The sequence below is a fragment of the Leptospira langatensis genome (assembly GCF_004770615.1).
Classification (GTDB): domain Bacteria; phylum Spirochaetota; class Leptospiria; order Leptospirales; family Leptospiraceae; genus Leptospira_B; species Leptospira_B langatensis.
This window is the reverse complement of the sequence record NZ_RQER01000011.1, coordinates 380,373-404,481: the sequence shown is the minus strand read 5'-3', so window position 1 is coordinate 404,481 and position 24,109 is coordinate 380,373. Positions and strand designations below refer to the sequence as shown.

22 protein-coding genes are annotated in these 24,109 nt (G+C 45.4%); 14 read left to right on the top strand and 8 right to left on the bottom strand.

Features of this window, described 5'->3' with window-relative positions; all coding sequences use genetic code 11:
* Positions 1 to 355 precede the first annotated feature (355 nt).
* Complete coding sequence (locus tag EHO57_RS17895) at positions 356 to 1,831, bottom strand: OmpP1/FadL family transporter (protein WP_135642392.1); 1,476 nt, start codon at positions 1,829 to 1,831, stop codon at positions 356 to 358.
* 290 nt (positions 1,832 to 2,121) lie between these two features.
* On the opposite strand from EHO57_RS17895, the gene epsC reads away from it, so the two are divergent.
* Positions 2,122 to 3,054, top strand: coding sequence for a serine O-acetyltransferase EpsC (gene epsC, locus EHO57_RS17890; protein WP_135642390.1), 933 nt, complete (start codon positions 2,122 to 2,124; stop codon positions 3,052 to 3,054).
* 96 nt (positions 3,055 to 3,150) lie between these two features.
* On the opposite strand, the gene EHO57_RS17885 is transcribed toward epsC, so the two are convergent.
* Both EHO57_RS17885 and EHO57_RS17880 read right to left on the bottom strand, forming a co-directional pair.
* Entirely contained in the window at positions 3,151 to 4,731 is a 1,581-nt protein-coding gene (locus tag EHO57_RS17885; RefSeq protein ID WP_135642388.1) for a family 2A encapsulin nanocompartment cargo protein cysteine desulfurase, read from the bottom strand.
* The gene (locus EHO57_RS17880; protein ID WP_135642387.1) at positions 4,718 to 5,659 is read right to left on the bottom strand and encodes a family 2A encapsulin nanocompartment shell protein; all 942 of its coding nucleotides are present in this window, start codon (positions 5,657 to 5,659) and stop codon (positions 4,718 to 4,720) included. Before EHO57_RS17880 ends, EHO57_RS17885 begins: the two co-directional genes overlap by 14 nt.
* A gap of 515 nt (positions 5,660 to 6,174) precedes the next feature.
* On the opposite strand from EHO57_RS17880, the gene EHO57_RS17875 reads away from it, so the two are divergent.
* The 3 genes from EHO57_RS17875 (at position 6,175) to thiM (ending at position 8,587) form a co-directional block, all read left to right on the top strand.
* Entirely contained in the window at positions 6,175 to 7,017 is an 843-nt protein-coding gene (locus EHO57_RS17875; protein ID WP_135642385.1) for a helix-turn-helix domain-containing protein, read from the top strand.
* Between the two features lie 78 nt (positions 7,018 to 7,095).
* Complete coding sequence (locus EHO57_RS17870) at positions 7,096 to 7,653, top strand: YbhB/YbcL family Raf kinase inhibitor-like protein (protein WP_135642382.1); 558 nt, start codon at positions 7,096 to 7,098, stop codon at positions 7,651 to 7,653.
* Positions 7,654 to 7,801: 148 nt separating this feature from the next.
* A complete protein-coding gene (gene thiM / locus EHO57_RS17865; RefSeq protein WP_135642380.1) occupies positions 7,802 to 8,587 on the top strand; it encodes a hydroxyethylthiazole kinase in 786 nt (261 codons plus the stop codon).
* A gap of 81 nt (positions 8,588 to 8,668) precedes the next feature.
* On the opposite strand, the gene EHO57_RS17860 is transcribed toward thiM, so the two are convergent.
* The 3 genes from EHO57_RS17860 to EHO57_RS17850 form a co-directional block, all read right to left on the bottom strand.
* Positions 8,669 to 8,914, bottom strand: coding sequence for a hypothetical protein (locus tag EHO57_RS17860; protein WP_135642378.1), 246 nt, complete (start codon positions 8,912 to 8,914; stop codon positions 8,669 to 8,671).
* Between the two features lie 135 nt (positions 8,915 to 9,049).
* Positions 9,050 to 9,688: a response regulator transcription factor gene (locus EHO57_RS17855; protein ID WP_135642376.1), complete on the bottom strand. Its 639-nt coding sequence runs from the start codon at positions 9,686 to 9,688 to the stop codon at positions 9,050 to 9,052.
* A gap of 26 nt (positions 9,689 to 9,714) precedes the next feature.
* A complete protein-coding gene (locus EHO57_RS17850) occupies positions 9,715 to 12,867 on the bottom strand; it encodes an ATP-binding protein (RefSeq protein WP_135642374.1) in 3,153 nt (1,050 codons plus the stop codon).
* A 241-nt stretch (positions 12,868 to 13,108) separates the two neighbouring features.
* Here EHO57_RS17850 and EHO57_RS17845 point away from each other — a divergent pair, with 241 nt between their 5' ends.
* The 10 genes from EHO57_RS17845 (at position 13,109) to EHO57_RS17800 (ending at position 22,649) form a co-directional block, all read left to right on the top strand.
* A complete protein-coding gene (locus EHO57_RS17845; RefSeq protein WP_135642372.1) occupies positions 13,109 to 14,386 on the top strand; it encodes an acetyl-CoA hydrolase/transferase family protein in 1,278 nt (425 codons plus the stop codon).
* 257 nt (positions 14,387 to 14,643) lie between these two features.
* Positions 14,644 to 16,083, top strand: coding sequence for a cytochrome-c oxidase, cbb3-type subunit I (ccoN, locus tag EHO57_RS17840; protein WP_135642370.1), 1,440 nt, complete (start codon positions 14,644 to 14,646; stop codon positions 16,081 to 16,083).
* Positions 16,080 to 16,769 carry a cytochrome-c oxidase, cbb3-type subunit II gene (gene ccoO / locus EHO57_RS17835; RefSeq protein ID WP_135642368.1) on the top strand — a complete coding sequence of 230 codons (690 nt, stop codon included), beginning with the start codon at positions 16,080 to 16,082 and terminating at the stop codon, positions 16,767 to 16,769. The genes ccoN and ccoO overlap by 4 nt, the downstream gene beginning before the upstream one ends.
* A gap of 9 nt (positions 16,770 to 16,778) precedes the next feature.
* Entirely contained in the window at positions 16,779 to 16,925 is a 147-nt protein-coding gene (locus EHO57_RS19000) for a cbb3-type cytochrome c oxidase subunit 3 (protein ID WP_135642366.1), read from the top strand.
* A 3-nt stretch (positions 16,926 to 16,928) separates the two neighbouring features.
* Positions 16,929 to 17,462 carry a cbb3-type cytochrome c oxidase N-terminal domain-containing protein gene (locus EHO57_RS17825; protein WP_135642364.1) on the top strand — a complete coding sequence of 178 codons (534 nt, stop codon included), beginning with the start codon at positions 16,929 to 16,931 and terminating at the stop codon, positions 17,460 to 17,462.
* Between the two features lie 24 nt (positions 17,463 to 17,486).
* Positions 17,487 to 18,884 (top strand): cytochrome c oxidase accessory protein CcoG, encoded by a 1,398-nt coding sequence (gene ccoG, locus EHO57_RS17820; protein WP_135642362.1) that lies wholly within the window; start codon positions 17,487 to 17,489, stop codon positions 18,882 to 18,884.
* Positions 18,848 to 19,333, top strand: a complete 486-nt coding sequence (locus tag EHO57_RS17815; protein WP_135642360.1) for a FixH family protein — start codon at positions 18,848 to 18,850, stop codon at positions 19,331 to 19,333. Before ccoG ends, EHO57_RS17815 begins: the two co-directional genes overlap by 37 nt.
* Positions 19,330 to 21,744, top strand: coding sequence for a heavy metal translocating P-type ATPase (locus tag EHO57_RS17810; protein ID WP_135642358.1), 2,415 nt, complete (start codon positions 19,330 to 19,332; stop codon positions 21,742 to 21,744). Before EHO57_RS17815 ends, EHO57_RS17810 begins: the two co-directional genes overlap by 4 nt.
* Positions 21,741 to 21,893 (top strand): cbb3-type cytochrome oxidase assembly protein CcoS, encoded by a 153-nt coding sequence (gene ccoS / locus EHO57_RS17805; RefSeq protein WP_135589545.1) that lies wholly within the window; start codon positions 21,741 to 21,743, stop codon positions 21,891 to 21,893. Before EHO57_RS17810 ends, ccoS begins: the two co-directional genes overlap by 4 nt.
* A 9-nt stretch (positions 21,894 to 21,902) precedes the next feature.
* Positions 21,903 to 22,649, top strand: coding sequence for a sulfite exporter TauE/SafE family protein (locus tag EHO57_RS17800; protein WP_135642356.1), 747 nt, complete (start codon positions 21,903 to 21,905; stop codon positions 22,647 to 22,649).
* A 12-nt stretch (positions 22,650 to 22,661) separates the two neighbouring features.
* On the opposite strand, the gene EHO57_RS17795 is transcribed toward EHO57_RS17800, so the two are convergent.
* Positions 22,662 to 23,339: a dienelactone hydrolase gene (locus EHO57_RS17795; protein WP_135642354.1), complete on the bottom strand. Its 678-nt coding sequence runs from the start codon at positions 23,337 to 23,339 to the stop codon at positions 22,662 to 22,664.
* A gap of 35 nt (positions 23,340 to 23,374) precedes the next feature.
* Positions 23,375 to 24,046 carry a Crp/Fnr family transcriptional regulator gene (locus EHO57_RS17790; RefSeq protein ID WP_135643300.1) on the bottom strand — a complete coding sequence of 224 codons (672 nt, stop codon included), beginning with the start codon at positions 24,044 to 24,046 and terminating at the stop codon, positions 23,375 to 23,377.
* Between the last annotated feature and the right edge of the window lie 63 nt (positions 24,047 to 24,109).

Genomic DNA, 24,109 nt, shown 5'->3' with positions numbered 1-24,109 from the left:
CCAAAAGAACAAGAAATGCCTTCCTTCTGGTTGTTTTACTCCTTCTTGTTAATAGGATCAACGATACCGATCGTGGGAGTCTTTCCGGCTTTCATCCTATTCTCGTTTGCGAAAAACGCATTTTTCAGGATGCTACCCCTTGCCATTAGTTTGGCTACAAGCGGTTATGCCTTGTATTTGAGGGCACATTCAGGCTCAGTATTCCAACAGTTGAAAAACCTAGTTTACTAAGCCTCTTGGAAAAAACGAAAACCGGAAAGTAACCTTTTCCCCTGGAGAAAAACTTACTTCCCGATCTTAGGATCTTATGTAAGGTCCTGCGCTAGGAGTATTCCTAGCGCTTCCTTCCAGTTTCCTAATCGAAGGATCTAGTAGCCCCTATATTGAAGGAAGGGATCCTCGCCTGGGAATTATAGGAATAACCGGTCAAATTCGCATTCCCCACTACTCCCACCGAATGAGATAGATCCCAATCCGTTCCCTTTCCACCTTCTATCGTTTTGCGCGGAATATTATAAGAAAGAGCAAGATCTAAGCTCCATTTGTCGAACAAGTAACTAAATCCTGCGGAGACCAGATCGGTAAGAGAGAAGAATCCACCCGTAGTTCCGCCTAACGCATTGCTTTTTACCATCGGAGAATTATACGCGTATCCGGTTCGAAGTACCCAAGAAGAACTAGGCTTGTATTCTATGCCGAGGATAGCGGCCCATTGGTCCCTGAAATTCAAGTGTGCATCCGCAGAGCCTGTGTTTCCGAGAGGAGTCGGTAGCCATGGATCTTGCAGGGTTTGATTTGCTTTCCTAAGATAAGAACCGTAATTCGTATACACTAGATCCAAAGCGAATTTCAGATTCTCCGGACCGAAGGCGAATCCAAGGGTATGTTTCTCAGGCAGATTGAACGTATAGGATACTCCAGTCTCGTGATAGTACTTGGAATTATTGACGCCTACATTATATCCTCCGTTCAAAGGAATCCCCACATGAGCCTGATACGCATACCCCAATCGGAACCAATCGCTGAAGGTATAATTCGCTCCTAATATTCCGCCTAACGCAAATGCGTTCTTAGAGCTTTGGTAATAATATCCTTGTCCTGGGATCTCTATATTCCCGGTAATATCGTAATATTTCTGGTTTAATTTTTGGGAACCGTAGACTGCCTCTACACTTGCTCCCAACGCGAGATCCCCTAATTTTACCGAGAATCCGTTCACGAGCTTTACCACTGCAAACGTATTGGAATTGGATTCCTTGAGTTGGTTGGAATTTCCAAGCGGTCCGGGTAAATTTGTGCCTGCCCATTGATTTACGGTTTGGCCAGTGGGAGTATTTCGGGTGATCTTATCCACACCTCCCGAGGCCCCACCCGCTACATAAAGAGATATACCGTAATCGATCGTATCCGTAACCGGAAGTTTAAGAGCGATATATGGTCCTGGGCCCAATACATTCGTGGACTTATCGTTTTGATAATTCAGGTTCGGATTCGAATCTTCGAATCGATCCTTGTATCTGTTCTGAATGAGAGAGGCTCCCAAACCGAATTCGATCTTCTTCCCCTTTGTTAGGGAAAGGTTGGCCGGATTCAGATCCACATCTACGGGAGAACCTCCCAGACCGTAACCCGCCCCAGCGAGACCGGAATACCTTGCATTGATCGCGTTAAAATACAATCCGTCGATCGCAAGAAGTCCATTCCCGGAGCCTAGGATCAAGACCAAGAATATTAGAAAAAATGAATGTTTTTGGATCTTATTCTTTTTTGATCCGAGTATGTCGTTACTTATTGGGCGAAATGTATCTGGCCCTTTCTCTTTCTCTTGCATTCGGCCTCTCCTGTGCTTTTAGGTGTTTAAGCAAAGTGAGGCAAAACAAGTTTCATCATAACATCAAAATTTTCACTAAAACAGACAATTGCGATCCAGGTAAATCAACTGCTTAGACATTGGAATAAGCAAATTAAACAAAATGGGCAGTAAACCTCGATATCATTCGAGTTTAGATGGAAAATTCTCTCATTAAGCGAATATTGAATCTACTATACTAAAATATTTTCAGTCTAACTTCGGAATCTAATTTATTCTTTCATCATAACGGAAGAGAAAGCTGGCGCCGAATGCAGGAAACTAAAGAGAAGCCAAGTTTGAGCAATTTAGAAAAAACGAATGGGAATCTGATCCGCCCAGGATCGGAAGATAGATATTCCCTCTTTTTGGATTCGATCCATAGGAAACAAAATGAAGATCCTCATAGCTATGGAGGACGCCAAGTTGCCGGAGATTTTATCCGGGAATTGTTCGATATTCTTTTCGCAGGCTTTTTTTCCGATCTGAGCTTTCGGGATAAGACCCAAGTAGAGGACAGTATTTCCAGATTCCTACTCGATGCGAAGAAGAAACTGCAACCCTATCTTACTAGCAACTCGGCTCCTTCTTCTTTGAATATAAACGACGTACTGTCCAAATTCCAGAGCGAGCTGCCGAACCTGTATGATTCCGTTTGGATGGATGCGATTGCGGCTTTCGAAGGAGATCCTGCCGCCGAAAGCGTGAAGGAAGTCATTCTTGCCTACCCGGGTTTCTATGCAATCGCAGTGCATCGAGTCGCCCATGTATTACATAAATTGCAAGTTCCTATCTTTCCGAGAATGCTAAGTGAGTTCGCCCATGAAAAGACTGGGATCGATATCCATCCGGGTGCAAAGATAGGCAAGTCCTTCTTCATGGATCATGGAACAGGGATCGTGATCGGAGGAACCTCCATAATTGCGGACAATGTTAAGATCTACCAAGGAGTAACCTTAGGGGCCTTGTCCGTGGACAAGAGTCTTGCTAGTATAAAACGTCATCCTACGATCGAAGAGAACGTGATCATCTACGCGGGGGCTACCATCCTAGGCGGGGACACAGTGATCGGGAGGAATAGTGTGATCGGAGGAAATACTTGGCTCACCCATAGTGTCCCTCCTTTCTCGGTCGTGTATCAGAAGAATGAGGTAAGGGTCCGAAATTCCAAAGAATTGGACGACGTGATCGATTTTTCCATCTAAAAGGAAAATCCGAAGTATTGCGCTCTACACTTACTATTTTTCAAATATACTAAATCCGGATCAGGCCAAGGCTTAGCTTAGATCCGGATTTATTCCTTACAGAGGACCGGAACTCCTTCCCCCTACCAAGTCGAATAGAGCGTTTATAAGCGCGTCTATATCCTCGCAAGTATTATAGATCGCTAAAGAAGGACGAACTGTGCTTTCCAATCCGAAACGTCTTAAGATCGGTTGTGCACAATGGTGGCCTGACCGAACTGCGATCCCCTCCTGTGCCAGATAACGTCCCACATCCTCTGTCTTAAAACCGTCGAGTATAAAGGACAGGACACCCGCCTTCTCCCTTGCAGTTCCGATCATTCTTAAGCCGGGAACTCTTTGCAACTGTTTGGTCCCATATTCCAAAAGCGAATGTTCATACTCTGCTACCCGATCCATTCCGATCCTATGCAGATAATCGATGGCAGCACCAAGGCCTACCGCGTCCGCAATGTTTCCCGTGCCTGCCTCGAATCTAAAAGGAGCCGATTGGTATACCGTCTTTTCAAAGGTAACATCTTGGATCATGTTCCCACCACCCTGCCAAGGAGGCATTGCCTCCAGTACGTCCTTCTTACCGAAAAGCACACCGATCCCAGTCGGAGCAAAAACCTTATGTCCGGAGAATACGTAGAAATCGCAATCGATCGCTTGCACGTCCACTTTCATATGAGAGACAGCCTGTGCGCCATCCACAAGCACCTTCGCTCCTATCGAATGAGCCTGCCTCGTCATGTCTTCCACAGGTGTCACAGTCCCTAAGGCATTGGAGACTTGAGTGAATGCAACTAACTTTGTTCTTGGAGTAAGAAGTCTTTGGTATTCGGTGAGAATGATCTGACCGGTCTCGTCCACAGGAATTACTTTGAGCTTAGCCCCCTTTTCTGCACAAAGCATCTGCCAAGGAACGATGTTCGCGTGGTGCTCGAGCCAACTGATCAGGATCTCATCATCCTTTCCAATGTTCTTTCTTCCCCATGTCTGCGCGACTAGGTTGATCGCTTCGGTCGCTCCTCTCACAAAGACGATCTCTTCGGAGGAAGAAGAATTCAAGAATTGCTTCACCTTCTCCCGAGCAGCCTCATACGCGTCAGTCGCCCTTGCGGCGAGAGTATGAGCTCCCCTGTGAATATTCGAATTTTCATGTTGGTAGAAATAAGAGAGCCTATCGATCACGGATTGAGGCTTATGAGTAGTGGCCGCATTGTCCAACCAAACCAAGTCCCTTCCGTTCACCTTCTCTTGCAAGATGGGAAAATCCTTTCTTGCATAAGATAGATCGAAATTCCCGGAAGATAATTCCACCGAAGGGATCAGACTCGGAGTAAAACTAAATGGATCAGCTATTCTCTGGTATTCCGTTCCGGAAACTTCTTTCGCATAATTTGTAGAAGGCGCTTTCGAAGGGATATTCTCAAGCACTTGCGGGGAAGAAACATTCCCTGCAGAAGAGCCAACTCTAGTCGGATCAGATGCATTCGATAAAATGAACTCTTCTGTTCCCGTAGATCTCGAATAAGAGCCGAGAAATTCCCTAGCTAATTCCGCAATCAGGTTCGGATCGATGGGAACCTCTCTTCCTGAATTTCTAAAATTCCAGCCATTCAGATCGCCCGGAAAGGGATCACTTGTAGTCATAGTAGTTTCCTACATCTACGTTCTCTAATACTCCGATCGCATCGTTTGTGAGAACAGCCGCAGAGCAATAAAGAGAGATCAAATAAGAACCGATCGCAGACCGATTGATCCCCATAAACCGCACTGACAATCCAGGAGTTTGCTCTCCCGGTAAGCCAGGTTGATAAAGACCGACCACTCCTTGCTTCTTCTCGCCTACTCGTAAGAGAAGAATGTTAGTGGTTCCACCCGGAGCCTTAGGAGAAGATTCTCCTCCGACCAAAAGCTTATTCGTAGGAATGATAGGAAGTCCTCTCCAGGTCAAAAATTGAGAACCGAAAAGGGAAACCGTGGCCGGCGGAACTCCTCTGCGAGTACATTCCCTACCGAAAGCAGCCACCGCCAAGGGGTGAGCCAAGAAGAAGGAAGGCTCCTTCCATACTTTCGCGATCAGCTCGTCCAGATCGTCAGGTGTAGGAGCTCCCTTTCTCGTTTGGATCCTCTGACCCTTCGGAACATTCTTCAGTAGTCCGTAATCGTCGTTATTGATGAGTTCGCTTTCCTGTCTTTCTTTTACGCTTTCAATGGTAAGACGTAATTGTTCTTTGATCTGATCGTGAGGACTACTAAAAAGATCCGAAACCCGTGTATGCACATCCAGAACGGTAGAAATAGCGCTTAACGTGTATTCTCTCGGCTTTTCTTCGTAGTCTACGAATGTTTCCGGAAGTGGTTGTTCATCCTTCTGTCCGCAGAGAACGTCCACAGAACTGTTGTCCTTGACACGATTTACTCTAAGTGTCCCGGATTCCAATGGTTTCCAATCCAATAAACGGACAAGCCATCTAGGCGTGATCAGATCGTATTGAGGCGGGGTTTTGGTAGTATTCGCAAGTACTCGGGCGGATCTGTCTCCGAGAGAATGTTGAGTTTGGCCATTGTCAGCCATAGAGGGTCTCCTGTAGGTTCGCTTTTCCTATTTTAAATCGAGTATACGAACTTGAATCCGAGCGAGAGACCCTCTTTTTATTTCTTTCGCGCCCGTTCAATATATTGTTTAAGGATCAATTATATTAAATATTATGAATACTCTATAAATTCAAACAAGGATTTAGCTTTTTATTCAGGCTTGTATCCGATCGGCATGGAATAAAATAAATTCTTTTTTTATTCGTAAGGAAGAGAGAGAAAGAACGCATCCAATAAATGAAACGAAATATGGGTCTTTCTTTTGAGATAGCGATCTTTTGGAAATATATTTCTTCAAGGTGATTCTTAGGAGTAGAAGCCGCAGATCCGAGATCTTGCGCCCTATAGCACCTGCCAGATGTCTTGGAAGACCAAGACTTTCGTTAGTAAAAGCTACGATCGGCTCCAATATAATCGTCATTTTTTTAGTCAAAATCCCGCTAAAGTGACCGGATCGGTCGGTCTAAGTTGGATGCTATTCGGAAAAAGAGCCCAATGAAACGAGCCATCCAATCCAGAGAAGGTGTCGGGTTAGCTGCCACAGTCATCCAGAAAAGTGAATTGTATTTGGCTCGGATCGTAGCCGATCTTCCTACACTCGTATTCGTTCGAAAAGGAACCAAGACCCTAAAAGGTAACGAGAATGAGTTCGTGATCCGAGAGGGAGAGGCAGTGGCAATCGCAGGAGGCCAGGCATTCGATGTGGTCAACCGTCCTTCCGGAGACGAATTCCAGTCCGCCTGGATCGCATTCCATCCGAATGTCATCCAAAACTACAAGCCCATTCGGGACGATCTGGAGAATATAGAATCCGCATTCGTATTCTCCCCATTAGGCGAAGGATTTACCGACGCATTCCGTCTTGCCACAGAATCCATCACCACTCGGATGAACATCTCGGAGCAGATCGCAGCTCATAGAGTGACGGAGATCCTTCTTTGGATGGGAGAGTTTGGAAAGAAATTCAAGGTCCCTTCTTCTGAAACTGTGTCCCAAAAGGTGCGTAATCTTTTAAGCTCTACCCCGGCCCGAGATTGGCAGGCAATCGATATAGCGGACCGATTGGAAATTAGCGAGGCGACCTTGCGAAGAAGGCTGGCTGGAGAGAATGTCTCTTTCTCCGAAATACTCATAGACGTTCGAATGTCCTTTGCCCTGTCCCTATTGCAGGCAACAGATCGCTCCATTGGTGAGATCGCTAAGGAAGCAGGATACGATTCCGCTTCCAGGTTTGCGGTCCGATTCCGGGACAGATTTGGCTATTCCCCCACTGTTCTCCGAAAGGAAACAAGCCTAACTGATCGGAACGGCACAATCCTTGATCGAGTCCGGACATAAGCCCTGTTTTTTTCCAAATTTGGAATGCGCGGCGCATATTCTTATGTATTCTCTCCTTCGAAAGAACTCGGAGGTTTTATGAAGAGATTTCAATCTTTCCGAAACGGTTTGGTCTTAGCCGTTTTATTGTTAGCCGGTTCGGCATTTGCCGCGGATCTAAAGGTGACTAGTTCTTCTGTAAAAGAAGGTGCTATGATCGGGAACGCCCAAGTGTTTTCCAGTTTCGGCTGCACCGGAGAGAATTTTTCTCCGGACCTGCAATGGACCGGAGCCCCTAAGGACACTAAATTTTTCGCAGTGACCATGTACGATCCGGACGCTCCTACCGGAAGCGGTTGGTGGCATTGGACCGTCTTCAATATCCCTGCGGATGCGACCGGTCTTGCTGCTAAGGCAGGAAACGAGAAGGGACCACTTCCTGCAGGAGCCATCCAAGGAAGGACCGACTTCGGCAAACCGGGATATGGCGGACCTTGCCCTCCTAAGGGAGACAAGCCTCACCGTTATATCTTCAAAGTGATCGCTCTAAAAGACAAGATCCCTTTGGATGCTGACGCTTCCGGAGCCATGGTTGGATTCTATGCCAACTCTATGAAATTGGCAGAAGGAAAACTCACCGCTAAATTCGGACGATAATCGCCCCATTGGAACAAGGAGTGAAGGAACTCCTTCCTCTTTGTTCCGAATCTCTTTTAAAATCCATTTTTGTTTGGCTTCTGGCCCTTCTCCTGAGCTATTGGGAAAATCAACCCGAACCGGGAACAGGTCTCCCAGGAGAAAGCGAATGTCAGTCTATAAAGAGAAAACTTGGTCGGCCCCCGAAATTCTTGCCGACCTAAAAGAAGTCAGAGCCAAGGCCCCCCTCACTCACGTACTTACAAATATAGTGGTCACCAACTGGACTGCGAATGTCCTTCTTGCAGCAGGAGCTTCTCCCGCCATGGTCATCGCAGAAGAAGAAGTCTCCGACTTTGCAGCGATCGCAGGAGGCGTTTTAATTAACGTAGGAACGATCACTAGTTTTGATGCAAAGGCGATCAAGGCTGCTGCAATTGCAGCTCAAAAAGCGGGGACCCCATGGGTCTTGGATCCAGTCGCGGCGGGAGCGCTCAGGTATAGAACGGAGATCGCAACCGAACTATTGAATTACAAGCCTACCGTGATCCGCGGGAATGCGTCCGAGGTCCTAGCGTTAGCCGGTGCTTCCGGAGGCGGTAAGGGAGTGGATTCTACTGCTAAGTCCAGCGAAGCAGTGGATATTGCAAAAGAACTCGCAGCACGAACAGGAGCAGTGGTCGCAGTCAGCGGGGAGATCGATTATATCACCGATGGAAAAGAGACTATAGCCGTTCCGGGAGGTCATATCCTGATGACTAAGGTGACTGGAGTAGGTTGTTCCTTAGGCGCACTCATCGCATCCATGTTAGCTGTCCAAAAGGACAGATTACAAGCTGCCGTTTCTGCTTCGGCCGTATTCGGTCATGTGGGAGCAATCGCTGCCAAGAAATCCCAGGGAACAGGAAGCTTTGCAGTCTCCTTCTTAGATGAGTTAAGTAATCTTGCTTCTTAATCGAAGTTAAGTACGATCAGAAAATAAAAAACCCGAAGGCCCAAGGGTTCTTCGGGTTTCACTAAACGATAGAACTGAAGATCAATCTTCGTTTAAGAGTGTGAGTGCGGATTCTTTATCGCAATCATAGGCCTCAATATCCAGAATGAAATCATCTCCTGACGTAATATTCGTCAGTATCTCAGTTCCGTTGCTTCTTAAATCCCCAGTGACTATATGATCTAATTGCATATATTCTACATTTCCGATCCCGAACGTATATCCGGAGTCCGTTAGTATGATCATTCTGCTAAAGCGCTCGTTGATTCCAGCAACCGTCCCTTTCATTATTCCTCCCTAATGAAAACAAACAAGTGATTTAGTTCAATAGACGTATGATGTGAATGAATCTTAAACGGCTTATGAACGAATTCCTAAAAAAAGTGAAAAAAAAGAAGGTTCAATTGTCACGTCGCCTAGTCCCTAAGGTAATAGACCGATATCGCTCGCCTTTCTTACCAGCTCGGCCCTATTGTGCACGTTGAGCTTTTTGTAGATATTCTTAACGTGATGTTGGACCGTATACTTACTCACCCCTAAGAACTCTGCCACTCTTCCGATCGTTTTCCCTTTTACCATTTCGTCTAGGATCTGCTTTTCCTTAGGGGTAAGCTTGAACTCCCCGGAAATATCCTTTTGCTTAAAACTATTTAATACTCGAAAGGCGATGGTCGGAGTAATGATAGCGCCTCCCTTGAGCACCGTATCTATCACATCGGTAATATCCTTAAGTTCCGACTTGAGTATATAACCGATCGCTCCATTTCGAAGGGATTCGTAGATCAACTCATCCGAATTCATATTGGAAAGCATGATCTTACTGATCTCAGGATCCCTTGCAGAGATCTTTCCTGCCAGCTCCACCCCGTTCATATTCGAAAGCATAATATCCAAGAATAGTATGTCCAGGCTCCGCCCTTTCTCGTCGGAGAGATAGGCTTCCGCTGATTCCCAATAATAAATGCCTCCTATCTCCGGAATCGACTCCAAGGCCTTCAGGATTTGCTGTCTGAAATTCTCGTCGTTCTCTACGATCCCTACTTTTACATCGGATGTCTTCATTTTGCTATGCCGCCTATTCTTTTATATTACAATATTACAGAAAACTTACTTACTGGGATCTTTATATGGATCTCGTACAGATTTTCCATTAAGGACATCTCTACTTTTCCTCCCAGGCCGGAGATCCTGTAGATGAGATTCTCTGTGCCTCTACCCGTCTTATGTTTTTGGACATGGTATACGGATTCGGATCTCATATCCACGCAGACTTCCTGGTCTTGTATGGAGAAATTCCATTTGGAGACTCCTTGCCCGTATTTCAGGTCGTTATTTGTGATCTCATTTACGACACTATAGAGCTCTACTATGCTCGTCTCATTCCTCTGGGTCTCGAAGAACTGCAATAGCTCTTCTTGGCATTGGAACTCCATTTCCCTTTCCACGTCCGAATATCTTCTCAATAAGACCAAATTGATCCCCGTAATGAAGTTCTCGGATAATAACCCTAAGTCCTCTATCTTGAGCATCTGCTCTCTTAGGATATGAATGGACTGGTTTATCGCCTCATTGATCTTCTTAAAGATAGGGCGATCTCCATTGCCGTCTGCAAGCAATTCCTCCGACAGGAATTTCAGATCGGTAAGCTTTCCGCCCAAATGATCATGTAGATCTATATTGATCCTTTGCCTCACATTATTTACCGCGATCCTCTTCTCACTTTCCTGGGCGAGCTGATTCTTATGACCTCTGGAAAGATCCAAAAGATTATTGATGCGTAGGATCAATTCTTCGAAATCGAAAGGCTTGATCAGATAATCGTTCGCACCGTGATTCAAGGCAGCCATCAGATCCTTGTCCTGATTTTTGGCGGTCAACATCAGAATGGGAAGCTCCAAGGTAGAGAATGTCTTTCGGATCTCTCTTGCAGTTTCCAGACCGGAAAACTTAGGCATCATCACGTCCATGATGACAGCATCGAATGCATGATCTTCTTTCAAGATCTCTAATGCGTCTAATCCGCTATTTACGGTAACGGAGATCATATCCTTTAGAGAAAGATAATTTTGGATCACCTGAAGGTTCACAGGTTCGTCGTCCACAACCAGGATCCGAGGAGCATCCTGCGAATTCGACCTATCTTCCTCTGTTCGGATCAGGTCCGGAATATGAATATCCCGTTCTCTATGATTCTTCAATACACCGTTGTTCGGGGATAACATCCTTCCGGAAACAAGAGGGATCGTGAAATAGAATCTGGAACCCTTATTTAATTCGGATTCGACTCCTATCTCGCCGCCATGCAAGGTGACAAGAGCACGACTGATCGAGAGCCCAAGTCCGGCACCTGCCGCATTCTTCGCGTCTCCTCTGTCTACTTGCTCAAAAAACTCGAAGATCTTTTGCTGTTCTTCCTTTTTGACCCCGATCCCTGTATCTCTCACACTGATCTCAGCCACGCCTAAGGACTTGATCTTTGCGCTGACTGAGATCTCACCCTTCTCCGTAAACTTAATGGCGTTACTCACAAGGTTCTGCAAGATCTGCTGCAAGCGATCCTCATCTGCGAGAAGTTCCGGAAACTCCGAAAGTATCTCATTCTTTAGTCTGATCTTAGTCTCATCCACTCCGACCCGATTCAGTTCCAAAGTAAAATTCACCGCTTGGTAAAGATCCACGGAACGAAGATGAAGGCTAAGATCCCTATGCTTGAGTTTGGAGAAATCTATAATATCATTCACAAGGCTGGACAATCTTCGTCCGCTTGTGACGATCATTCCGAGTTGTCTTTCAACCGATTCCGCAAGAGGTCCGCCTACTCCTCTCTTTAACGAGTCCGCAATCCCGATGATCCCTTGCAAAGGGGTTCTCAATTCGTGAGATGTATTTGCAAGGAATTCATCCTTTAACTTATCCAAAGAGATAAGTCTTTGGTTGGATTCCTGCAGATCGTGAGCCAATTTTTCGGACAACGCATATGCACTCGAAAATCTTTGCGATACCATGAATGCCTGCGCCACAAAGAAAGAAGCGATCGCATACGAAGAGAAATACGCCGTATTGATGATCATATTCGCATACAGTGTATCGTTAACCGTAACCGCAAATAAGAACAGAAAGATAAAAAGACCGATCCTTGCCCCTAACCTCCTATTCTGTATGGCACGGATGAGCACGTAAGTTACGTAGAAGCAAGAAGGGACTACAAAAATAGCGAAAACTGGAATGGTCTTGGAAAAGATTATCAGCGGGGTGAATAAGACCACAAGAGAGATGCAGGAAAAGCCGACAGAAGCGGAGACTAAGACCTTTCGATTGAACTCTCCCGGATACAATGTCCTTAAGAATAAGGGAAAGAAGATCCCCAAGATATACACGGAAATAAGCTCTACCCTGTATCCCCATTCAAAATCGAATTTCGGAAAGATGGAATAGAATACCCTTTCTCCCGTCATTGTAATTCGGATCGTAGAGCAGAGAGTAAGTATCCCAAAATACAGCGTGGAAGCCTCTCTTCTTAAGAATGCGAAAAGGCTAAGATGGTAAAGCCCTAAAACGAACAAGCCTCCCGCCATGAACACGTCCAACTGGATATGACTGCGCCGGATCGAAACAAGAGAATCCCGTTTTCCTAATAGAATATTAGCCCAAGGTCCTCCCTTCCAATGGGAATAATTGGATACTTCGATCGCAATCTCATTCTCTTTTTCTAATATGAATGGCTCGCTCACTCCTGGCCGATACAAAGGATTGGCAGTTTCAGGCGACCTGCCTACTACGCCACTCGAGATCACCTTCTTTCCGTTCACATACAGAGTGTAAGCGGTAGAGGCTTCGAGCATCTTGATTGCCATGTTCTCTTCCGTATGAGGAAGCCTTAGAATCAAACGATACGTCGCATAGCCAAAGCCCGGATAAGAGCTTTCTCCGATCTTATAATGATTCCAAGCGTCCGGAACATTCTCATAGCTTGGGTCCGTGAGTGAATCTTTGTGTTGTTTGAAATTCCGGATCGGTTCCTGCTTTGCTTCCGGATACAGCTTAGACCAAAAGAATGCCCAATCTCCTTGCAAATTTAAAGGGGCTTGGTTTTGGAAATCCCAACCCGCACTCAGATCCAGGACGCCTTCCTTTGCCACGGGTTTCTTTTCCCGGTTTAGAAGATCCTTGCATCCGAAAAAGAGAAGAAGGGTCGAGACCAAGATGCCCCAAACGATTTTCCCGGAAAAAGACAAACGCATCTCCCAGCATTGTTTCTAACATTCCGAAATTATAAACCTTTTTACGTTCCCTTGTATTGAATTCCGAAAGAATCCAAGAACCCTAATCCTCCGATCCAAGAAAAAGCTACTCATTCGAGGGAGGGTTCTTTAGCATTGTCACGATCCGGAGTAGAAAGACAAATATCAAATGAGATCCTGACGATCCCACTTGACTCATTCTTCGGATCTTATTTACGATTTAGAGATTAAAGGAAGTACTATGGATTTCGTTTCCCCTGAAGAAGCAATTGCAGAGATAAAAAACGGAGATAGGGTCTTTATCCATAGCGTATTTGCCGCTCCATCTCTTCTTATCCAAAGTCTCGCTTCTAACCCGAAGGATCTCCGGGATATCGAGATCGTTCACATCCATACGGAAGGAGAAGCCCCGTATGCTCAAGATGGTAAAGAGTCCGCATTTAGGACAAATGCATTATTCGTATCCGGCAATATAAGACAGGCTGTCGCAGAAGGAAGAGCCGATTACTTACCGATCTTCCTAAGCGAGGCACCTTCCCTTTTCAGAAAGAGGATACTTCCTATCGATGTGGTACTGATCTCAGTCTCCCCTCCCGACAAACACGGGTATTGCTCTTTGGGAGTATCCATAGATATCAGCAAGGCTGCGGTGGATTCCGCAAAAATAGTCATCGCGCAAGTAAATCGGTACATGCCCAGGACTCACGGAGACGGACTGATCCATACAAGCAAGATCCATAAATTAGTAGAAGGTAATATTCCTCTCCTAGAAGCGAAGCATTCCGATCCGAATCCGATCGAGCGCAAGATCGGAGAACATATCGCCGGCCTGGTAGAAGATGGAGCAACGTTACAAATGGGGATCGGCACCATTCCGGATGCGGTACTTTCCTGTCTTACCAATCATAAGAATTTAGGGATCCATACGGAGATGTTCTCCGACGGAGTGATCCCTTTGGTAGAAAAAGGAATAGTAACAGGCTCGGAGAAGAAGATCCACAGAGGAAAGATCGCAACTGCGTTCGTAATGGGAACCCGCAAGCTCTACGATTTCGTGGACGATAACCCTGAGGTAGTCTTCTTGGACATGGGCTATATTAACGACACGGATAATATCCGCAGGAACCCCAAGGTCACCGCGATCAATTCCGCAGTCGAAGTGGATCTAACGGGCCAAGTATGCGCGGATTCGATCGGGACCTATCAGTATTCCGGAGTAGGCGGACAGATGGATTTTATCAGGGGAGCCTCTCTTTCCGAAGGAGGAAAACCGATCATCGCACTTCCCTCCACAACCTCCAAAGGATTGTCGAGGATCGCTGCTATCCTGAAACCGGGAGGAAGCGTCACTACTACAAGGGCCAATGTGCATTACGTGATCACCGAGTATGGAGTAGCAAATCTCTATGGCAAAAACCTAAGACAAAGAGCGAAATTACTTATTGACATAGCTCATCCGGACCATAGAAATGAATTGGAAAAACAAGCCGCCGAAAGGTTCAAAGGCTCCCACTTCTAACTAAATCGATCATACTGCCCAAACGGAAACGTTCCAGGCAGAACGATCGACTCATAAAAAACTCACTTTCACTTCAACAAGAAAGTAAATTATATTTTAATAATATTATAAATATATCAATTAATACTTAGTCTCAAAATATCGGTTGACATATATCAACGCTATTGTATAAGATTTCCCGGCCGGATTTCTTGCATTTTAGGAATCCTATCTCATAGTGGAAGATATTCTTCACGGAAAAACCGGAGAGATTAATAATGAGTTCTTTTGAACAAAAATACAACGATGGAATCGTAAAAGGATTCCTGCTTTCGGCGTTGGTCTGGGGAATTGCCTCCATGCTCGTCGGGGTTTGGATTGCCTTCCAAATGGTGTATCCCGAGCTGAACATCGGGCCATACTTCACATTCGGAAGATTACGTCCTCTTCATACGAATGCAGCCATATTCGGGTTCGCACTCAGTATCATCTTTGCCACTGGGTATCACACAGTCCAAAGACTTTGCAGGGTCCGAATTTGGAGCGATAAACTGGCCAACTTACACTTGGTATTGTACAATCTAACGATCATTCTTGCGGCGATCACCCTTCCCTTGGGTTTAAGCCAATCCAAAGAATACGCTGAGTTAGAATGGCCTTTGGACCTTTTGATCGTGGTTTGGTTCGTTATCTTTATAGTGAACTATTTCGGGACCATCTTCACAAGAGAAGAAAAGCAACTCTACGTTGCGCTCTGGTTTTATATCGCTTCTTGGGTCACCATCCCTATCTTATTCATCGTGAATAACCTCTCCATTCCGGTGAGCTGGATCAAATCCTATTCCGTCTTTGCAGGTGTATTTGATGCGAATATCCAATGGTGGTATGGGCATAACGCGGTAGCCTTCGTGCTTACTACTCCATTCTTAGGATTGATGTATTATTATCTTCCGAAGCATATTAAGCAACCGATCTATAGCCACAGACTATCGATCATCCACTTCTGGAGCTTGATCTTCATTTATATTTGGGCGGGTCCTCACCACCTACTCTATACTCCTCTACCGGATTGGTTGCAAACCACAGGAATGGTATTCAGTATCATGCTTTGGATGCCGTCTTGGGGGGGAATGTTGAACGGTTTCCTTACTCTTACCCAAGCTAAGGAGAAGATCAAAACCGACGCAACCTTGAAGATGATGCTCGTTGGGGTCACCTTTTACGGTATGTCCACTTTCGAAGGTCCTCTTCTCTCCATTCGTTCCGTAAGCGGTCTTGGCCATAATACCGACTGGATCATCGGCCACGTTCACGGCGGAACCTTAGGCTGGGTGGGAATGATGTCCTTCGCAGCGATCTACTATCTTGTTCCAAGGATCTGGAATACGAATCTATATTCGGAAAGACTTGCGAACTTCCACTTCTGGGTCGCAACGCTTGGGATCCTTCTCTATATCGTTTCCATGTGGGTCTCCGGAATCACCGAAGGTTCTATGTGGAGAGCGATCGACTCTACCGGCGCATTGAAATATCCGAACTGGGTACAGATCACTGAGACATTGAAACCTTACAGGTTGTTCCGAGGTATCGGAGGAGCACTCTATTTCGTGGGTCTCATAACAATGATATACAACGTAATTCGTACGATCCGCACTTCCGGTGACGGGTTCAAGGAAATCGACTTACGCGTCGGTCTCAAGGAGGCAAAAGCGCAATGAATTGGTTTGATAAATTATTAGATTGGTTCTCCGGTTTTACCGAGCAATGGGAAAAGCATGGGGTCAAATTCACTGCTTACACTACCGTTGCCATTTTGATCGGAGGAATATTCGAACTTGTTCCTCCCTTCTTCCTGACAAAAACCGCAGAACCTATCGCCGGAACAAAGCCGTATAACGCTCTGGAACTCGCAGGACGTGATATCTACCAAAGAGAAGGTTGCAATAACTGCCACACTCAGATGGTTCGGCCTTTCAAATGGGAAGTGGATCGTTTCGATCCACAGCATTCCTATGGAAAAGACGGATATTCCAAAGCGGGAGAATTCGTTTACGATCATCCCTTCCTCTGGGGTTCCAAGAGAACCGGCCCGGATCTAGCTCATGAGTCCCAGATCCAGCCTTCTGCGGAATGGCATAAGACTCACTTGATCAATCCTAGGGATACTGCAAAAGGCTCCATCATGCCTTCATATCCTTGGCTCTTCGAAGAATCTTCCACATTGGATGCGACCGATATCGCAAATCATATGAAAGGTTTAAGAAAGGTAGGAGTTCCCTATACCGATGAGGACATAGCCTCTGTGGCGACCCTTGTTTCCGGAAAAACGGAAGGAGACGCCCTCGTAGCATATCTTCTCAAGTTAGGAAAAGACACGGCTGAACTCTCCAAGAATCTTCAGTGAGGAACGAAATTGGACCTAGATACTTTACAAATCTATAAAGCTCTTAGACTTCCTCTTCTTGGATTCTCTATCTTATACATTATCTTTTACGTATATAAGAGTTCGAGAAAGGAAAGAATGGAAGAACCTAAATACAAAATGCTGGAGGAGGATTAATCCATGAGCGACCCAAACAAAGAATTCGACGGGATTAGACAAGACGATAATCCCCTTCCCACTTGGTGGAAATGGGTCTTCTTCGGAAGCATAGTTTTCGCGATCTTCTACGCGATCTATTTTCATAAATATTCGAACTGGGGAACGACAGACTATTATTCCGCTCAAGTCCAAGACTATGAGAAGGAATTCCCGAATCGGAACGTAAAAGTAGAATCCGTGGATGGAGTGAATCCTTTCCGAGGCAAGCCTGAGGCTATCGCAGCGGGACAAACCACATTCCAAACCTATTGTGTTGCCTGCCATGGCCCGACTGGAGAAGGCTTAGTTGGCCCGAACCTAATGGATAAGGAATGGCTGCACGGAAATACGGACAAACAGATTTACGAAACCGTAATGAAAGGGATCCCAGTGGAGAAAGCCAAAATGGGAAGAGGACCTATGCCGGCACATGAGAACTCTCTGGGTTCGGAGAAGATCTACCAAGTTATGGCTTGGCTCGCTTCTCGAAATCCCGATCTAAAGGCCTCGAACTAAAGAAAGGAAGCTGAGGAAGAATATATGATTATTTCCCGCCCCATGTCCGGAAAGATCAGGACCGCACGAAATTATGTGCAAACAGTCTTGATCCTATTATTCTTCATCACTCCTTGGCTGCGTTGGAACGGAATGCAGCTGATCCGTTTGGATATTCCGGAGAGAAAATTCTTTCTCTTCGGCAATATCTTCGTTCCTCAAGAAGGCTATTTCTTACATCTCTTCTTGATCGGAGCGGGACTTTGCCTCTTCTTCTTCACTTCTCTTATCGGAAGAGTCTGGTGTGGATGGGCATGTCCTCAAACGATCTATTCGGATGTATTCGATTATATCGGAGGCTTGATCCAAGGCTCCAAATATGGTAAGAAAGATTCTCCCTTCGCATCGAGAGCACTTACTCATACGATCTGGCTCTTAGTGAGCGCACTCGCCTCGGCGGCTTGGATCGCTTACTTTGCAGATCCGCATATCATGCTCTCCTATTTTCTAAATTTCGGATCCGTATCCGAAATCCCTACTTGGGCCTATTTCTTAGGATTCTTTACTCTCGCGATGTATGCGGATATCGCATTTGTGAGAGAACAATTCTGTAAATATGCCTGCCCGTATGCCCGCTTCCAGACAGTGATGATGGATACGAATTCCATCAATATCACGTACGATTTCAATCGAGGTGAACCTAGAAGAAAGGGAACCACCAAGATCGGTGATTGCACTGCCTGCAATATGTGTCTTGTAGTATGTCCGACAGGGATCGATATTCGAGAAGGCACGAACGTATGGTGTATCGCCTGCGGAAAATGTTCGGACGCATGCACCAAACAAATGCAAAAAGAAGGGAAGAAGACCCTGATCGGTTACTGGTCGGAGAACCAGATCCGCGAAAAAACAAAGGCATTCAAATGGATCCGTCCTAGAACGGTCGTGTATGCTGGAGGACTTGTATTAGTACTTACCGTTTTAAACCTTCTTCTTTGGGAAAGAGTTCCCCTCTATCTTTCTATATTAGCGGATCGGAATATACAACCTGTGGATGTAGGAGACGGAAAGGTCCGCAACTTCTACGAGGCACAGATGCAAAACCTCACCCTACAAAATAGAAATCTGAAATTCGAGATAGAGAAAACAGATCTGGAAGGGATTAGAAGACTTTGGATCGGAGGGACGGAAGAGGCCGTGGTCGAACTTCCGGCAAATTCCGACAAAAGATACAGGCTTTTTATAGAACTAGAACCGACTGCACTGGATGCTTCCAAAAAAAGCCATGAGATTACATTAAAAGTTTCTGATATTCATGATCCGAGCTTTAAAAAGACCAATGTGGTCCCATTCCTTTTACCGGTCGCTATTGCGAAAAAGAAAAACCAATCCGTTGCGAGGACATTATGGATAAGAGTCTTAAACGAGCCTTCCTTCTTATAAAACTGACTTTTTTAGGTCTATTCGTGGCAACATTCTTTACTGTCAAGATCGCCTTGGCAGGACACACTCAACCGGTTGATTCCGATTATTATGAGAAGGGATTGCGTTATGACCAAACAGTCGCTTCCCAAAAGGAAATGATCGCGAGCGGTTATCATTTCGAATCACCCCTTCTCTCGGAATTACATCCCTTAAAAGTAGGAAAACAGAATATACTCGTTTCCTTAAAGAAAGGAAATGAACCGATCACCGGAGCAGATATGGAATTCAGGCTGGAAAGAAACGCCACGGATTCCTTTAACAAAACCGTAGTCCTAAAAGAGATCCAACCGGGAAATTATTCGGGGGAATTAGAGATCCCATTCGCCGAATCCTGGAGAGTAGAGATCAAAGCCAAAACAAAACAAGGTATCTTAGAAAAGACCAAACAGATCAAGGTTACCATTTGAGTTCTGTCCTTACAAAGACTCTTTGCTTTCACTGTAACTCTCCCATAGAAGGAACTCCTATCTTTCGGGTCCTAAAAGGAGAAGAAAGAGAGTATTGTTGCAATGGCTGCGCCGAGCTCTCTTCCATGCTTTTGGAAAACGGCTTAGATCGTTTCTATGAGATCCGGGGCGGACAGACCATGGACCCCATCCGGAACGGCTCCTCGGAAGAAGGCTCCTCTCCGGATTATGATAACGAGTCCGTTTACTCCGAGTATCTTGAAAAAACGAAAGCAGGATATAGCGGGCTTATCACCGTTTCCGGGATCCATTGCTCGGCTTGCGTTTGGTTGATAGAAACAGTACTTCCTAAAACGGACGGAGTACAGGACGCAAGACTGAACTTCGGAACGGGACGACTAAAGGTAGAATTCGATCCCTCCAAAGTCAGACTCAGCTCCATTCTGAAGTTAATTAGAAAATTAGGATATTCTCCTAGTCTATATTCTCCCCTAAAGGCCGAGTCTAAAGTAGAAAAACCGTTTCGGGACCTAGGTATTCGAATGGCAGTCGCAGGATTCTGTTGGGGAAATATCATGCTCTTCTCCGCAAGCCTCTATGCGGGTTATTTCCAGGGAATGGACGTAAATATGAAAAACCTATTTCATTACGTTTCCTGGATGCTTGCCACACCCGTATTCTTTTATTCAGGTTATCCTTTTTGGAAGGGAGCCTTCGAAGCTTGGAAGCATAAGCTTCTCTCCATGGATGTACTTTTATTCATAGGGGTGAGCCTCGCCTATTTCTATAGTATTTACGTTACCGTATCGGAAAGAGGAGAAGTTTACTTCGACTCCGTATGTACGATCTACTTTTTCATCCTGCTAGGAAAATATCTGGAAGCCATGATCCGCTACAAGGCAGGAACTAAGATCGGAGAGCTATTGTCCCTTCTTCCGGAAGAATACGAAGTGCAAAGAGAAGGAACCTGGAGCAAATTCCCCGCGAGAAATATCCAAAAAGGGGATCTAGTCAAACTAGTCCACGGAAGCAAGGCCCCTGTGGATGGGGCATTAAAGAGCCAAGAGGCATTTTTCGACGAAGCAGTGCTTACAGGGGAAAGCGAGCCGATCCGCAGAACCGCAGGAGAAGAGATCAAGGCAGGCTCTCTATGCTTGTCTAGCGATGTATTATTTCTCTCTTCAGGGACCTCCCAAGAAAGTTCCTTAGCTCAGATCGGAAAACTATTAGAGGAATCTTTATTAAGAAAGCCTAAAATCCAAAGGACCACAGACAGGATGGCATCCGTGTTTATCAAGATCGTGCTCGTGATCGCGATCTGTACATTCTTCTATTGGTGGAAATTTGACGGCCTGGAATCCGCCTTATTGAATACGATCAGCGTATTGATCGTAGCCTGTCCTTGTGCCTTAGGCCTAAGCGTTCCTGCGGCCCTCGTAGTAAGCCATCTTCTGCAATCAAAAGAAGGAGTCCTGATCAAGAGTCCGGAGACAGCCGAAACCTTGGCGAGAGTGGATCGCATCTTCTTCGATAAGACTGGCACCCTTACCGTCGGGAAATTGGAACTTGCAAGGGAACTCATTTTAGAAAAAGCAGAAAGAGCCGACGAATACAGAAGCATTGCAGTGGATCTGGAGAGACATTCTTCTCATCCGGTAGCAAGATCCTTTACGAAGGCATTCGCCCTAACTTCGGAAGGACCGATCTCTTGGAATTCATTGGAGGAATTGCCGGGGCAAGGAATGGAAGGAAGGATCGGGGATTCTATCTATAGGATCGGGAATAGAAAATTTACAAGCGATTCCCTATATGAGAATGACGGACTCATTTATCTTTCCAAGGACATGAGACTCTTGGCCGCCTGGGAATTTAAGGACAAGGAAAGAGCGGAAGCGCAGAAAAGCATTTCAAAACTACGATCTTTGGTCCAAAATCTGGAGATCCTATCCGGAGATATTCCTGCAAAAGTGAAAGAGCTCGCCTCTAAGTTAAGTATTTCAGAATATTCTGCTAATCTTTCTCCGACCCAAAAAAGGGACAGGATCCTCGATGCTCAATCTCAAGGTGAAATCGTGGCGATGGTAGGCGACGGGATCAACGACTCCGCTTGCATTGCTCAGGCAGATATCGGGATCTCCATGGGAATGGGTTCGGATCTGAGTTTAGATAGATCGGATATTATATTGACTAAGAATCGATTGGACAGCCTTCCTAAGTCCATTTCGATAGCCAGAAAAACGAGAGCGATCATTCGCCAGAATATCTGCCTTTCCTTAGTTTATAATTCCATTATGATCCCTCTTGCATTTTCTGGGCTCATGCTTCCGGTGATCTGTGCCGGCTTTATGACCTTAAGTTCCTTTACTGTGGTGCTCAATTCGGTTTCCATGAGGAGTAGAATTCAATTATGAACATCCTATATCTTACCATTCCGATCGCTCTCATCATTTCGTTCGGAGCGTTTTACGTTTTTATTATTAATTACAGATCCGGGCAATATGAGGACATCGAGGGCCCTAAATATAGAATGCTTTTCGACGAGGAAAATCCCCGTAAATAAGGAGGGAATATGGAACTCTTTCTAAGCTTAGCACTCGCCTCTTTCCTGAATGGACTCACCGGTTCCATACATTGTGCGGCAATGTGCGGGCCTCTGGCAGGAAGCCTAAGTCTGAAGTTCGCAAACTCCGGAAAATCCAAAAATCGTCTATTACAACTCTCTTATAATCTAGGAAGGTTCTTTTCGTATACAAGCATCGGACTTGCACTCGGTTTCTTGGGAGAAGTAACGAACCTGTCTTTATCAAAGCTATTGCCGATTCAGGAAATTGCGGCTTGGATCGGAGCCCTCGCACTACTCTTCTTTGGGATCGCATATCTTTTCGGAAAGAACGTGAATTTCAGTCCTTATTTCGGAAAGGTAGTCAGCAAATTCCTTTCTCCTATGCTTAAGAATTCGGAAGGAAAACCTTCTTCCAATCGGAATATAGCCTTCTTAGGTTTCGGGTTCGGCCTTTTCACAGGACTTCTGCCTTGTGGGATCCTTTATCCAGTTTTTATAATATCTTATGCCAGCGGATCACCACTTGTTGGCGCCATGATCATGGCCGGTTTCTTTCTGGGGACTTTCCCTGCTTTATTCCTAGTAGGGATGGGCTTCAGATCCTTTGCCTCTAAGCTGCATCCGAATCGGATGAGGATCGTAGGAGGTGTGATCCTTCTTCTTTCCTTATTTATGATCTTTCAGAGATTTCACCACATTCATCATTCGGAAGAAGGTCCCGAAGTCGACCATTCTTCCATGCATCATCATTGATGAGCTGATTGTTTAAAGAAATTCCAGTTCTGGGAACTCTATCTTTCTGGAATGGGGGGATTTAAACCAGCGAAGTACTGCGTCCGTTACCTGGGACCATTTTCCTCTATCCTCAAAATGACTAGGGGATCCAGGTATATAATGAATTCCTTTAACAGGCGATTGGATCTTAGAAAGAACGGAACGATTGGATTCTATTCCGTAAAAATCCAGGCCACCTATGATATTCAGGATCGGAACTGCAGAAAGGGAGATCTTAGAATGGGGAAGCCCGTTACCGATGAGAACGATGCTGTCCACATCCTGAGCTAACACGAATCCCGCCCTAAACAATCTTTCTGCCGCGGAAGAAAGACCTAAATAGGCAAATTTATGATATTTAATATCCCTTCTGTTTCGAAGGTACTTGGTGATTTCCACCAATCGATCCGCAAGCAGAGCATCGTCCGATCGATTTGCATGGATCTCTCTTTCTTCGGCAGTCAACAGATCCTGCAAGAGCAATGTGGCGATCCCTGCAAAATTCAGTTTTCGATTCAACAGACTGAATCTTTGCTCGAACTTCTCATCCTTTTCATCCAGAACAAGGACCACCAATAACTTAGAATCAACGGGAAGAAAAAGATCTCCGGACAACTGGATCCGATTGATCTGAAAACGGATCGTTATCTGTAGATCTGCCCTTTTCATTCGCGTCTCTTTTTGAACTATGGAAAAATCGGAGATCAATCCAGTAATTTCCTCAATGCGGATTCGTTTTGAATGGTAATTCTTTTCTTTCCGATATCGATCCAGCCTCTGCTTTTAAAATCGGTCAGGGCTCTTACGAGGGTTTCTGTCGTAACTCCGATCACGGATGCCATCACTTCTCTTGTAAAAGGAAGCTCCTCTTCTCCGTCCATAGAGTCGGCCAACTGAAGTAGGAACTCGGAAAGTTTTGCATGAACCTGGCGCGTTCCTAAAGAATAGATCTTATTCTCCGCTTCTACACATTCCTTCGTGACTTGCTTGAAGACCGAGTTTTGGAATTCAGGATCGGTTACGAGTAATCGTTTCAGTTCTTTTTCTTCGATGAATAATACGGTGGTATCTACTAGGGCGACCGCATGATGCAAGTACGTTCCGCCGAAAGCAGCATCCCGTATACCGACCCAAGTACCCGGAGTATAGATCTTAAAGGTCTGCTGTCTTCCTCCAGAACCGGTCCTATAGGAACGAATGGATCCTTTCTCTACGATAAAGAATCCTTTAGCAGGTTCCCCTTGGGAGAATAAGACATTGCTCTTCGGAATTCTCTTGCGAGTGAAGCCGATCGTGCCGAATTCGTTTGTTTCTTTTGATCCCTGAATATTCGTAATAACGGGACTGTTATTGTATTCTATCTGAGCTGCATTCATAAACATCCGACTAAATTCCTATATTTATTCTAATTTTATAATATATCAATATGATCCGGGGGT

What these genes read in the sequence shown, in the direction of transcription:
- EHO57_RS17895 (WP_135642392.1), bottom strand. Translation starts at nt 1,831, where the DNA reads ATGCAAGAGAAAGAGAAAGGGCCAGATACATTTCGCCCAATAAGTAAC.
- epsC (WP_135642390.1), top strand. Translation starts at nt 2,122, where the DNA reads ATGCAGGAAACTAAAGAGAAGCCAAGTTTGAGCAATTTAGAAAAAACG.
- EHO57_RS17885 (WP_135642388.1), bottom strand. Translation starts at nt 4,731, where the DNA reads ATGACTACAAGTGATCCCTTTCCGGGCGATCTGAATGGCTGGAATTTT.
- EHO57_RS17880 (WP_135642387.1), bottom strand. Translation starts at nt 5,659, where the DNA reads ATGGCTGACAATGGCCAAACTCAACATTCTCTCGGAGACAGATCCGCC.
- EHO57_RS17875 (WP_135642385.1), top strand. Translation starts at nt 6,175, where the DNA reads ATGAAACGAGCCATCCAATCCAGAGAAGGTGTCGGGTTAGCTGCCACA.
- EHO57_RS17870 (WP_135642382.1), top strand. Translation starts at nt 7,096, where the DNA reads ATGAAGAGATTTCAATCTTTCCGAAACGGTTTGGTCTTAGCCGTTTTA.
- thiM (WP_135642380.1), top strand. Translation starts at nt 7,802, where the DNA reads ATGTCAGTCTATAAAGAGAAAACTTGGTCGGCCCCCGAAATTCTTGCC.
- EHO57_RS17860 (WP_135642378.1), bottom strand. Translation starts at nt 8,914, where the DNA reads ATGAAAGGGACGGTTGCTGGAATCAACGAGCGCTTTAGCAGAATGATC.
- EHO57_RS17855 (WP_135642376.1), bottom strand. Translation starts at nt 9,688, where the DNA reads ATGAAGACATCCGATGTAAAAGTAGGGATCGTAGAGAACGACGAGAAT.
- EHO57_RS17850 (WP_135642374.1), bottom strand. Translation starts at nt 12,867, where the DNA reads ATGCGTTTGTCTTTTTCCGGGAAAATCGTTTGGGGCATCTTGGTCTCG.
- EHO57_RS17845 (WP_135642372.1), top strand. Translation starts at nt 13,109, where the DNA reads ATGGATTTCGTTTCCCCTGAAGAAGCAATTGCAGAGATAAAAAACGGA.
- ccoN (WP_135642370.1), top strand. Translation starts at nt 14,644, where the DNA reads ATGAGTTCTTTTGAACAAAAATACAACGATGGAATCGTAAAAGGATTC.
- ccoO (WP_135642368.1), top strand. Translation starts at nt 16,080, where the DNA reads ATGAATTGGTTTGATAAATTATTAGATTGGTTCTCCGGTTTTACCGAG.
- EHO57_RS17825 (WP_135642364.1), top strand. Translation starts at nt 16,929, where the DNA reads ATGAGCGACCCAAACAAAGAATTCGACGGGATTAGACAAGACGATAAT.
- ccoG (WP_135642362.1), top strand. Translation starts at nt 17,487, where the DNA reads ATGATTATTTCCCGCCCCATGTCCGGAAAGATCAGGACCGCACGAAAT.
- EHO57_RS17815 (WP_135642360.1), top strand. Translation starts at nt 18,848, where the DNA reads ATGGATAAGAGTCTTAAACGAGCCTTCCTTCTTATAAAACTGACTTTT.
- ccoS (WP_135589545.1), top strand. Translation starts at nt 21,741, where the DNA reads ATGAACATCCTATATCTTACCATTCCGATCGCTCTCATCATTTCGTTC.
- EHO57_RS17800 (WP_135642356.1), top strand. Translation starts at nt 21,903, where the DNA reads ATGGAACTCTTTCTAAGCTTAGCACTCGCCTCTTTCCTGAATGGACTC.
- EHO57_RS17795 (WP_135642354.1), bottom strand. Translation starts at nt 23,339, where the DNA reads ATGAAAAGGGCAGATCTACAGATAACGATCCGTTTTCAGATCAATCGG.
- EHO57_RS17790 (WP_135643300.1), bottom strand. Translation starts at nt 24,046, where the DNA reads ATGAATGCAGCTCAGATAGAATACAATAACAGTCCCGTTATTACGAAT.